The following is a 12490-nucleotide window of genomic DNA, read 5'->3' as shown; positions in this document are numbered from 1 at the left end:
CTGCACCTCTGCTTCTTTTCAATGCCCAATGCACCACATCTACAACCTATCAGTATCTTTTGTAACTAACTTCCAACCTTCAGCTTGGTCAATTAGCTTCATCGACTCTAGTTCAAGATTGTTGAAAGCAGATGTATGAAGTAGAAAGTAAGGTTGTCCGTTGTAGTGCCAATAATATTCCAGTTCACCAACAGAAGCGGGAATGATGGTGCGATCGCTATAGTAATCCAGCGAGGGACGATGGTAAGCAAAAGATGTGTAAATCTTTTTGGTAGCTGGATTTGCCCGCACAATCATCGCGGCGACTGGTTTCACTGGATAGGCTTCAGATAATTCCCAAACCCAGTAGTTAGATTTCATTAACAGTAGTAGTGAAACATAACTTCCCCAGAACAAAATTTTCAGAAATTGCCCGTCGCCTCGTTCTGCCAAAATAGCTGCTAAAGTCATAGTCACGGCTACTGCGGCAAAAATCAGTTGTAAGTCTGTTGTGGGTGTTGTACCCGAACTGAAATAAATACTACCAGCAGAAGCGACTACAGCAAGTATTGCCAAACCAGCAACCCAAGCACGGGGATAGGATGAGAGTAAAGGCGAGTTTTCTGTATCTGATAACTGGATACCAAAAGCTAAGGCTAAACTAGGATAAATCGGGAATAGATACCAGGGAACTTTGGTAATCATGAAGGAAATTACCAGCAGATAAACACCACTCCACGCCATTACTAGTTTTGCCCAACTCAGGTTGCGATTTTCCCAGGTTAAGCGGATAGTTTGTGGTAAGAATAATAACCACGGCCATGTATACTTAAGAAGCTCAATCACATAGTACCAAGGTGGTTCAGGATTTGCTTCGACAAATGAGCCAACTCGGCCTAGTGAGGGGTTTGCAAGGCCAACTTGAGCGAAAGTGTAACCATAATGAATTAGTTGGGCACTATACCAACCAGCTACAGGTAGAATGCCAATTAAGATTGCGATCCAGAGATAGTAACAGGTGAGCAGTCGTGGCGTATCCCAAAACAGAAAGATGATTGCGATCGCACCTAGCAATACGCCTAGCAATCCTTGAGTCAGGCAAATCAACCCGAAACTAACACCAACACCAAGACAATAACGTAAATCCCGGCGCGATCGCAACACGCACAACATCATCACCATCAAAAAACTTACCATTGCTCCATCTAACATTGCTAACCGCCCATGACGCACCACGGGTAGCATTGTTAGGTAAATCAAAGCGCTATAAATCGCTGCCCAACGCTGACGAAATATTTCTCGAGCAATGCAATACAGTAAAGGTACAGATGTCGCTGTTAAAATTGCTCCAGGTAGACGCGTTGTCCACTCATTTTCACCTCCTAGAGAATAAGCCCAAGCAATTAACAAATGCATCAAAGGCGGCTTGTTATGATATGGTTCGCCTCCTAGTGTTGGATAAAGCCAACGCATTGAACCTGCTGGTGCGTGCCAAATTTCACGAGCAACCTGAGCCACAGTACCTTCATCCCAATCTCGCAACGGCAATCCTCCTAGATTGATGCTAAACAGTAATACTGCTGCCAACAGCAACACTATTAGCCATACCCAATCAATCCATTTGCCAACCGTGCGATGCTGTTTTTCCAGATGACTCCAAATAAAGCTTCCTTCTTGCATATTCTCTGGTAATCATTTTACTTGCTGGTTTGATTACATAGAGACATCTAGCGAATCTCCAATGTTGCCACCCAGTAACAACGTATATTCTTAACAATTGCTAGTTTCCAAGATTAACTCAAATTTTTATAATTAGCCCTATTTTTTGAAAAATTTATATTGGTTATTTAAATAACATTTCACCAGATAAATGATAAAAATAATACAGGCAATAAATTATTTATAACCTATTTGTTAGTCCGTAGATAAACTTGTATTCTATTTTTTGTTTTACCCTGAGTTTAATTTTTATCTATTTAGTTATACTTTGGTAAAATTCTGCAAACCAAGAAATAATTGTTACAATCTTCAAGAATGTCCTGATGGGATAATAATCTTCAGAATAATATATAAGCATTTATCCCAATCTTATTTGGCATCTGAACATTGAGAGGCTCAGATCCCCGACCAGGGCGAACGCATCTAAAGTATACTTAGTGACTACTGAAATTGAGAATCAACGGAAAAATCAGCATTTATCATTTAAAGCACTGTCCAAACCTCAAAGCGATCGCTAAAATCTTTGTCAATAAGCATGGCTTAATGCGATTATTTTTGAGCCTGTTGAGAATGGTCTAGCCTTATTGACATGATGCGGCCGCCCTAGATCCCCGACTTCTTCAAGAAGTCGGGGATCTTTTTGGTTGTAACTAATTTAAAATTTATATAGTTACTAAAACACAGATTTATTAATATTCAAAAAAGTTGAGTACGCTTATCAAAGGAAGTATAGGCAAATATTGTACTATTTTAAATTTAATTAAGTGAATATTTAATTTTAACATCTGTGTTATACAATTCACTGAAAGTACTTAAATTACAAAAATAAGCAGCTAGAAAATTATGGGAGCCGATCCATGAACTTACCTGTAGTTATCGATATTACTCTAGGTTTAGTTTTTATTTACTTGATTTTGAGCTTACTAGCTTCTGAAATACAAGAATTGATTGCCACCTTTTTACAATGGAGAGCTAAACATTTAAAAAATTCAATTGAATTACTTTTAGCAGGTGGTAGCGAAACTGAAGAATCAGATTTTACTAAGGCAAGAAATTTAGTAGAGATTATTTATAACGATCCTTTGATTAATACCTTTAATCAACAGGCTAAGAGAAAAGTAGAACAGTTGCGGAACAATGCTAAAAATATTGACAATAAAAGACTAGAAGAAAAACAAAGTGGCCCTTCCTATCTTCCTTCTGAAACATTTGCAATTACTTTGTTAGATACCTTAAAAATTCCCCAGCTAATTAATTATGTGAAAAATACTAATGAAGAATCTAAAAATAATCTGCACATCATATTAGCATCTTACAAAGAACTTAAAGCAGGCATTAATAATCCAGAAAGTGAAAGTTACAAAACAATTAAAAAACTTTATGGAGATATTGACGAAGATTTTAGAAAATTCGTTAATGAAGACTTATCTGATAATGTACCTGATAATTTAATCAAGAGCCTTGCTGCGATCGCTCAACGTAGCAGGATAAAAGTTGGCGATTTGACAGAAGAAATGAATCAGTTTAAAAATGAAGTTGAAACATGGTTTGATCGCTCTATGGATCGAGCCAGTGGTGTTTATAAGCGTAATGCCAAAGGAGTTGCTATTTTAATTGGAATATCAATTGCCATATTAACCAATACTGATACATTCCACCTCGTTAATAGGCTGTCGCAGGATTCGGTTATCCGCTCTACGATTGCTCAAAGTGCAACTCAACGAATCGATTATATCAAAGACTTAGAGGGTAGAAAGGAAATTGAAACCTTATTAGTAAATGCTTCTATACCCATTGGATGGCAAAACATCAATCAACAGTTTGAGCAGAATAGTGGAAACGTTTTATTAATTAGAAGTTGGCAAGTTTTTAGGTTAATATGCGGTTGGCTAATCAGTGGTTTAGCTATTGCAATGGGTGCGCCTTTTTGGTTTGATATCCTTAATAAAGTTATTAATGTGCGGAATGCGGGGCCAAAACCTACTGCCTATACGAAGGATCAACCGTCTCAGAAATAGTGTTTTACAACAGTGTGCCAACTTAGAACTAAGGCAATATATAATTCGCCAGGTCTTAGCTTAAAAAATAAAAATAACTTGGAGTTTTAATTCTTTATTTTGAAAAACAATCTCAATTTGCCTGATAAATTCTCGAAAGTAAAATCGTCGCTCTGTTTCCGACAAATCTAACCAAAATTGTGGTATGGAAACAGCTTGAGCAACAGAACGCAAGTTAACCGGGGGGAGAGTCGCCAACTTTGCTTCGAGTGCAGATATTTCTGTGCGGAGTTTGTAAGCCCTTAACTTTGCTGTTTCGGCATCTAAAATTCCTGTTTCAATTAAAGCGGGTAACTGAGCGAGTATTTCTTGCTGACGAGCGATCGCTTGTCCTAAACTATTCTTGACTGCATCCAATTGGGGAAAATTCATCCCCGCTACTGCTAGAGGTAAATCACGGCAAACTGTTTCAATAGTATGTTGCAACACCTCTTGGTAAGGAATAGCCTTACACTTAGGGGTTTGGGGGCAGCTAGTAGAACGTAAATAAAGATACTCTTTATCTTGGTTGCGTTGGGTGACACGGGTAATTGTCAGATGTGACTGACATTCACCACAGACAACCAACCCAGCTAAAGAACGAGGCGCGCTAGCAGTTCGAGATGGTAAACGGCTGTTACGGCGTAAAAGTCGATCAACTTGGGCAGCTTCTTCTTTAGAAACGATCGCAATATGGGTATTGGAGATAATTTCACCATTTTGGTAAGCTGTATTGCCGCGATAGACTGGATTAGTTAGCCAGCGTCTTCCGGTGGTGACAGAGATTTTCTTGCCGTATTTTTTCGCCAGATAACGAACTGAACCCCGCAGGGAACCATAGAGTAAAAAGTGTTCAAAAAAATCTTTGACTACTGGTGAAGTACTGCGGTCAATGGTATATTTTCCCTTACCTCTGCGATAGCCGTAGGGAACTTTGCCGGGTGGTGGTGCAACCTCAAGACGATTACGGGCGTGTCCTTGGCGGATGCGACGACTACGTTGCTGACGTTGGATTGCGTGTAGCAGATTCAGCAAATCAGCGCCCAGTGGGTAATTTTCGGAAGTGTAGGGCTGTTCGGTGGCGATTACAGCTATTCCCATAACTTCGAGTTGATTTAAGCGATCGCTAATTTCTTCTACAGTATCCCCCAATTCTTCCAACCGACGGATCAGGAGATAATCTGCTGGTTCAGTTTCGCAATCGGTGAATAATTGTTGTAATTGCGATCGTCCAGAAGAGTCTGGCTTGCCCAAATCTTCGTAAACCCGATCCACCTCCCATCCCCAATCGGCTTGATCGGGAGAAGATTCTAATAGCGGATCGGTGTAAGAGTAGGCAATGATTTTCATTAGTCATTAGTCATTAGTCATTAGTCATTAGTCATTGGGGATTGGGTATGGTTATAGCGGTTCTCAAATGGAATACAGACCTAACCCCCAGCCCCTTCCCTTCAAGGGAAAGGGGAGTAAGATTCAAAGCCTCTCTCCTAAAAGGAGAGAGGTTTGGAGAGAGGTCAAAATGTATCGCATACAAACGAGAATTGCTATATTCTCCTCATCTCCCCAATCCCTAGTCCCCATTACCCCTTATCCCCAGTCCCCAATCCCCACTCCTCACTGCTGACTCAACTCGATAATATTCCCGTCGGGATCTTGAGTGAACAGGGCAGGGCGACCGGAGGCGCTGGCTTGAATGGGATAATTATGATTGAGTAATTCCTGTTTGGCGGTGTCTAAGTCAGTAACGGAGAAAGCAATGTGGGGATTGCGCCCCCATTTTTCGTTTGGGTTTTCTGTGGGGACAACACTTGCAACTATCAGGTGAAGTTGGTAGTCGCCGACTTGATACCATGCACCAGGGTAGTTTAGGGAACGATCTATTTTAGATAATCCCAATACTTTGCCATAAAATTGCTCGGAGCGTTCTAAGTCAGTCACAAGAATTGCTGTATGGAGACTTTGGTTAATCTGCATTGTCGGTAAGATGCGATCGCGTTTATTTAGATTTTGACTTAGTTTGCATTCTTTTAGGGAGTAGGGAGGTAGGGGGAGCAGGGGGCAGGGAGAAGAATTTTCCTCCGCCCCTCTGCCTCTTTTCAATGCCCAATCCCCAATCCCCAATGACTAATGACTAATGACTAATGACTAATGCAATTACAAACTCAATGGTAGCTTAACTGTAAACCTTGTCCAGCCCTGATAACTGGTAACTTTAATCGTACCTTGGAGATATTCAACTAACTTCTTAACTAATGTTAAACCTAATCCTGTGCCACTCTGTTGCCAGCGATCGCTTTGAGGAATTCGGTAAAACGCGTCAAAGATTCGAGATTGTTCTTGTTTGGGGATGATTACTCCAGAATTGCTAATTGTAATTTGAAAGTAAGGAACTTGAAGATCGTCTAACATACCAGATTCAACATCCTCATTTATGAGACTTTTTGCAGTGTCAATTACCTGAACATCCACTGCAATCTGTCCATCAGGCGGAGTGTATTTACAAGCATTGTTGAGTAACTCTGAGACAATTTCGGTCAGGCTAGCCAAGTCTGAAACTAAAGGTGGTAGATTTGGAGAAACACTAACTTGAAAAGACTGTTGCCTGGCTTGGGCACGTTCTTGAAAATATTCGGCAACGTGAGGCAGCCAGTTTTGGAGTTGAATTGAAGTTAATTCTAATGGATAGACATTTGCATCAATCATTCGCATGTGCAACAAATTGTCTACTAAATCTAGCTCTCGTTCGCACTGATCGCGCAGGATAGTTAAGTAACGGGCTACAGATTCAGATGGAGAAAGTGCTTTTAAATGTAAAACCCCCAGCCCTTCCAAAATATTTTCTAGCACGGAGATTGTCATTTTGATGTTTGACAATGGTGTTCGCATTTCATGAGAAGTAGTTGCCAAAAAATCTTCTTTCAACTGGTTCAGCCGTTGAAGTTCTGCCACTTGAATTTCTAGTTGTCTAGCACGTTCAGCAGCGAGATTGCGTTCTTCAGTTAGTCGTCGTTGCGTATCGTCCCGAAAAACTAATACGGCTCCTGTAATTACACCACTGCTATTTCTCAAGGGAGTAGCGCTGTCAGCTACAGGTGTAACTGTTCCGTCTTTGGCAACGAGTAAAACGCCACTAGCTAGATGGATAATAGTTTCTTGTTCGAGGGCTGCAAAAATTGGATTTTTTACCGAAAGCTGGGTTTGTTCGTCAATAAGTTGGATAACTTCAGTTAACATCTTGTCCTTAGCTTCATTCCATCGCCACCCTGTTAGGGCTTCAGCTACAGGATTAATGTACTTAACATCTAATTCAGTATCAACTACAATTACTCCATCACCCATTTCTCGAAGCACAGAACTCAAAAATTGCTCGCGATCGTAACGATTAAGAGCTGTTTGAATGGCAACGTAAAGTTCTTGTTCCTTGATGGGTTTGAGAATATATCCAAAGGGGGATGTCAGGGTTGCCCGTTTCACAGTACTTTGATCGGAGTGACCTGTGACATAGATAACTGGAATTTGCAAATCACGCCAAATTTGCTCTGCGGCCTGGATGCCGTCCATTTCACCCCGTAATCTGATATCCATCAAAACCAAGTTTGGTCGTAATTCTGTTGCTTTTGCAATTGCCCCTTCGGCAGAATCAGCTATATCTAAAACAACATATCCCAAAGACTCTAAACTTTCTTGTAAATTTATCGCAAGAATATACTCATCTTCAACAACAAGGACTCTAATTTTCTCCTTTGTCTCGGTGTCTGATGGGATATCAATCATGTTTATATCCGGCTATTTGCAAAAGTAATTTTAAACTGCGTTCCTTGCTGAGAGTCAATTTCGAGCTTTCCCCTTAGCTGCTTGACTAAACCTTGGACAAGGGTTATACCAAGTGTTTTAGCTTTCTTGCTATCAAAGTTTTCAGGTAAACCAACACCATCATCTCTAATGATAAGTGTCAAAGTGCGGTCTGATTCTTGAAAAAATTTGACCTGAATTTCGCCGCCACGATTACCAATAAAAGCGTATTTCAAAGCATTAGAAACTAGTTCATTAATAATCAAGCCACAAGGAATAGCGGTTTCGATATCGAGGCTAGCATTATCAACTTGAATTTTTAGTTTGATTTTGCTGGAACTGACGTTATAGGAATCAAATAAATGAGTTGTTAAATCTGGAATATATTGAGCAAAATCAATATCAGCGAGGTCTTCAGAACGGTAAAGTTTTTCATGAACTAGAGCAATGGAAGCAATCCGGTTTTGGCTATCGCGTAAAATAGCTGTCACTACAGAATCTTGTGTACGTCTGCACTGCATTTGCAGCAAACTACTGACAATTCCTAAATTATTTTTCACACGATGATGAATTTCTTTGAGTAATACCTCCTTTTCTTTCAGAGAGGCTTTAATTTTTTCCTCCGCTTGCTTTTGCTCGGTGATATCTTGTTGGATAGCGACAAGCACGCTTCCATACTCAGGATGTTCAAAAATGGAAGCGGTAGCGCTACACCAGAATGGAGTGCCATCTTTTTTAATATTATGGACTTCATAGGTTGCTTCACCGTGTTCCCAAATAGCAGTTCTAATAGCCTGATTAACATCTTCAGGTGTATTATTTTCATCACCGTAGTTGACAATAGACACATACTGACCGATTAATTCACCAGGTTCATAGCCAAACATTTGCTCGAATTTAGGATTGGCATAGACAAACACACCATCTGTGGCACGAACTAGGCAAATTCCTTCTGCCATGTTGCGGGTGATGACTGCTTGCAACTCTAACATCTGTTCAGCTCGTTTGCGATCGCTGATTTCAACTACCACAATGCCCATGCTAATGGGTTCATCGGCTTCAGACTGAATTGGAAAATAAGAAGCTAACCAAGTCCTGATTACACCTGGAAGTTTTGGGGTTTCTCCACTGATTTCCAAATCCAGAATCGGCTCACCCGTTGTCAAGACATGTCGAAAGACTTGCTCCAAATTGGATGTCAAATTAGGGATAATCTCCCACGGTGTCTTACCAATATGGGACGCTGCGGGAATGCCATTCATTTCTGCTAATGCTTCATTAATGAATGAATAACGCAGTTCCCAATCCAGAATGGATATACCAACGGGTGCGCTATTGATAAAGGTATCCAATAACTTTTGCTTGTGAGCCAGTTCTCGCTCCAAAATCTTGCGTTCTGTGATGTCAATCGCCACTCTACCCACTAGTTTTTGTGCAGACAATCCCAGAATCGGAAACTTGTATACCAAGAACTCTCCAAGGGTGCTATCTGGACGGGGAGCAACTTCGATTACCTCAAGTACCTGATTTGTCTGTGAGACTATCTGAATGTGATCGAAATGTTGCCGAGCAATTTCCGCTGGATAAAGATCAAAAATCGATTGCCCAATAACTTGTTCGGGTAGTAAGTTAAATGTCCGCAGGTATGTTTGGTTTAGATAAAGTACACGTCCATCGGTATCAGTTATCCAAGCTAACACTGGGCTGTTGTTCATAAATGCCTGGAACCTGGCTTCACTTTCTTGCAGCGCTGCTTCTGCCTGCCTACGCTCACTAGTATCAATAATTATGCCCAGCATCCGTATGGGTTCGCCTGCTTCGTTGTAAACGCCACGCCCTTTCCCTGTTACCCAGTGAACCCTGCCATTAGGATAAATCACTCGATATTCACCTTGAAAATTGGTATGTTGTGCCAGTGCATTTAATACAGCCTGTTCAATTTGCTCAACATCCTCTGGATGAACACAATTGCGCCATAGCTGATAACTAGCTGCTGATATTTCTGGCTCTAAGCCTAACAATCGATAACCATTATCGTTCCATAGAACTTTACCTGTTTCAACATCCCAATCCCAGAGACCGATGTGGTTAAATTCCAACGCCAGCCTTAGTTGTTCTTCACTTTTGGCTAAGGCTGCTTCAGCTTGTTTGCGTAAGTTAAGCTCGTCGTAAACATCGCTGATATCCCGATGAGTACCAGTCATTCGCAGAGGGTTCCCCTGTGCATCTCGCATGACAACTTTGCCGTAGTCAGCAATCCATTTGTATTCACCCGACTTAGTTTGAAGTCGATAGTCAAATTTGTAGGATACTGAACTGTCCTTGAGGTGAGCTGCCAAGATTTTCTCAACCCAAGGTAAATCCTCTGGATGAACTAATCGCTTCCAAGTACTACAATCGTGTGGGAGTTCATCAAAGTTGTATCCGAGCATTTCTAGATAGCGCGGGCTGTAATACACCTCTCCCGTGAGAATGTTCCAGTCCCACAAACCATCCCCAGAAGCCTCAAGGGCTAATTGTAGTCGTTCCTCACTTTCTCGAAGAGCTATTTCTGCCCGTTGGTGTTCTTCTTCACCATGTTTCCGGGCAGTAATATCCGTGATTCGTACCAATTGCATCACAGTACCAGCAACTCTAATTTGTTTGGCTGCGATGTTTCCCCAAAAGGGTTTGCCCTGCTTAGTAATGTATTCAACTTCCCGACTCCAAAACCCTTGCTGGTTAATTTCTTCCATAAAGGTGGCAATCTCATCGGAAGTAAACGGTTGTTTTTGCAGAGTGTTGCCTTCAATGTTAATTAATTCAGCTTTACTAGAGGCTGCAAATAGCTTCACTGCTCGATCGTTACAGTCAGTGATCAGTAATGTTTCGACATCTACCAAAAAAAGTGCATCAGCGGATTCATTATAAATAGCTTCTAGGAGGTCACGACTACGAATGATTTCTAACTCAGTTTGTTTGCGTTCTGTAATATCTATAACCGCTCCCAATAGCTTAACTGGCTGCCCTTGAGCGTCATAGGCGATCTCTGCTTTCGACTCAACGTAGCGCACTGAACTATCAGGTCGGATAATTCGATACTCAAGATTGAAAGGGGTTATTTGGGCGATCGTCTTTTCGAGTTGGGCCTTGATTAAGGCGCGATCATCTGGATGAATTATTTGGAGAAATTCTCCTTGGTCGGGTTCGCTTTGAGTGGGATTTAGACCAGATATGCGAAAGGTTTCCATTGACCAAGAGCGCTTTTTCGTTGCTAAATTTAATTCCCAACTGCCTACGTGGGCGATTTGTTGAGTAGTGGCTAGCAGTGCTTCACTTTGTCGGAGTTTTTCCTCTGCCTTTTGCCGTAAGCGAAGCTCGTCGTAGACATCGCGCAGCGCAATTTGTTGTTTAGTGATATCTCGCCCTTCTGGAATCAACAAAATAACTTGACCCGTCTCGTCTAGAAGCGGACGCAGGGAAAAATCGATCGTTGCTACTCGGTTATTTGCGCCGAGAACATCAACTTCATAACGGACAAACTCTCCTTGAGCTGCATGAGCGATCGCTTGTTGTAATTCTTCTTGAGTTTGCGGTGAAATCGTCCACCAATGTGCCTCCCAAAAAGGGCGATCAATCACATCTTCCAATTTCAGTCCGCCAAAACTTAGCGCCGTCTGATTTGCCTCTAGTAAGATGCCATCTGGCGTTAGCAGTCCTGTAAACTGGAAAGTGTTATTGAAGATGGCGCAAAAACGGCGCTCACTTTGATGCAATTTGGCAGTGCGCTCCTGTACTTTTGCTTCTAACTCGGCATTGAGGGTTTGAAGATTTTGGTAAAGTTGGGCTTGTTGGATAGCGATCGCTAGTTGCACCGTCAATTGCTTGAGCAATTCCACCTCAAATGTCTGCCATTGTCGCGGGGCAGAACATTGATGCACGATAAATAGACCCCAAAGTTCAATTGCTGGACTCCCCTTATTCTCTAACAAAATGGGGACAACCAAATTCGCCTTCACCTGAAACTGTTCTAAAAGATTAGTATGGCAAGCACTTAAACCCGCTTCGTAGACGTTCGTCGCTGCCCAAATTTTCCCCTGGCGATATTCTTCCCCCTGATTTTCCTGAAAACAGGTATCTTCAATCTCCAGTCCTAAGATTGGTGTCCATTGGGGTAATACCGACTCTGCAACGACGCTACCCTGCATCTGAGGCGTAAATTGATATATCAGTACACGATCAGCACTTAGTAACTGGCGGACTTTTTTAACACTCGTTACGAGGATATCTTGGAGTTTCAAGGATTGGCGAATATCAAGAGCGATCGCTCCTACTAACTTTTGTTGTTCCTGTTGTTGTTTTAGCTGCCGCATTAGCTGCTGATGCTTGATTGCCCCATGAACCGCTCGACGTAAATTATCAGGGGTCAATTTTCCCTTGACTAGATAATCTTGCGCCCCACTCTTGATCGCTTGGACTGCGATCGTTTCGTCCCCCTGCCCAGTTAACATAATCACAGATGTCTGGCTACCTTGGGTTTGCCGTTGTAGCTGATTGAGAAATTCCAACCCATCTATATCTGGCAATCGGTAGTCTAATAGAATTACATCTGGTGTTTTCTCTTGACAGTCTTGCAGTGCCTTCTTGCCAGACTCAAATTCGTAAATATCGTAGCTGTACTGCTCATCCCGCTCCAGAAAGCGTCGATATACAACTCTGTCTTCAGCAGAGTCTTCCACAAAAAATACAGTTGTCATCTATCTTGGCCTCCTAACCCAACTGCGGGATTGGTGAGCAGAGGAGAATAATTAATAAGCTGTTGTGATTATAGTTTGCACATTGAGGCGGTAGGGGAGCAGAGTGCAGGGAGCAAGGGAGAGAATTTACAGGTTTTGCCTAATCATGCTTGTGATGCAATTTGCAGGCGCAACAGCTTAACTAATACCCAATCCCCAATCCCCAGTCCCCAATCCCCATTACCCCTT

At 41.8% G+C, this 12490-nt stretch carries 6 protein-coding genes; 1 reads left to right on the top strand and 5 read right to left on the bottom strand.

What is annotated here, in order from left to right; translation table 11 throughout:
- Positions 1-39 precede the first annotated feature (39 nt).
- A complete protein-coding gene (locus V7L07_RS04535; protein WP_335055473.1) occupies positions 40-1659 on the bottom strand; it encodes an ArnT family glycosyltransferase in 1620 nt (539 codons plus the stop codon).
- Between the two features lie 896 nt (positions 1660-2555).
- Here V7L07_RS04535 and V7L07_RS04530 point away from each other — a divergent pair.
- Positions 2556-3716, top strand: a complete 1161-nt coding sequence (locus V7L07_RS04530; RefSeq protein WP_335055471.1) for a hypothetical protein — start codon at positions 2556-2558, stop codon at positions 3714-3716.
- 60 nt (positions 3717-3776) lie between these two features.
- On the opposite strand, the gene V7L07_RS04525 is transcribed toward V7L07_RS04530, so the two are convergent.
- From V7L07_RS04525 to V7L07_RS04510, 4 genes are all read right to left on the bottom strand, one after another.
- A complete protein-coding gene (locus V7L07_RS04525) occupies positions 3777-5084 on the bottom strand; it encodes a recombinase family protein (RefSeq protein ID WP_335055469.1) in 1308 nt (435 codons plus the stop codon).
- A gap of 264 nt (positions 5085-5348) precedes the next feature.
- Positions 5349-5708 carry a VOC family protein gene (locus V7L07_RS04520; protein ID WP_335055541.1) on the bottom strand — a complete coding sequence of 120 codons (360 nt, stop codon included), beginning with the start codon at positions 5706-5708 and terminating at the stop codon, positions 5349-5351.
- 180 nt (positions 5709-5888) lie between these two features.
- Positions 5889-7508: a hybrid sensor histidine kinase/response regulator gene (locus tag V7L07_RS04515; RefSeq protein ID WP_335055467.1), complete on the bottom strand. Its 1620-nt coding sequence runs from the start codon at positions 7506-7508 to the stop codon at positions 5889-5891.
- Positions 7509-7510: 2 nt separating this feature from the next.
- Positions 7511-12262, bottom strand: coding sequence for a PAS domain S-box protein (locus V7L07_RS04510; protein ID WP_335055465.1), 4752 nt, complete (start codon positions 12260-12262; stop codon positions 7511-7513).
- Positions 12263-12490 lie beyond the last annotated feature (228 nt).

Origin of the sequence: Nostoc sp., assembly GCF_036916985.1 — a bacterium.
In the GTDB taxonomy this organism is placed as follows: Bacteria; Cyanobacteriota; Cyanobacteriia; order Cyanobacteriales; family Nostocaceae; genus Nostoc.
The sequence above is the reverse complement of the archived record's forward strand: the minus strand, read 5'-3'. Positions and strand labels throughout refer to the sequence as shown.